We start from the raw sequence: 226 nt of genomic DNA, 5'->3' as shown, positions 1-226 counted from the left end.
GCGTGCACGTGGCTCAGGCCGCGGCTGGAGCGGACAAAGACCTCCCAGAGGCCCCAGCCGTTCCGGACTCCCGCTTCCTTCGCTGCCGCTTCCGGGCTGGGGGTTCCAGCCGGAACCTTCGCGGCTTCTTCGGCTACTTCCCTGGCGGCGCTGACGGGGGCATCCGGGTTTCCGTGTGGTGGCGTCATGCTGCGAATTCCTTTGTCTCTTTGGCCTGCTGCTTTGC

General features: G+C 66.8%; 1 pseudogene. It reads right to left on the bottom strand.

Annotation, left to right across the window (positions count from 1 at the left end):
* Positions 1-188, bottom strand: a pseudogene (locus ACU18_RS20090) (1,2-phenylacetyl-CoA epoxidase subunit PaaB); the annotation flags it as partial.
* Between the last annotated feature and the right edge of the window lie 38 nt (positions 189-226).

Source organism: Arthrobacter sp. ZBG10 (assembly GCF_001238605.1).
GTDB lineage: Bacteria > Actinomycetota > Actinomycetes > Actinomycetales > Micrococcaceae > Arthrobacter.
This window is presented reverse-complemented; position numbering and strand designations above follow the sequence as displayed.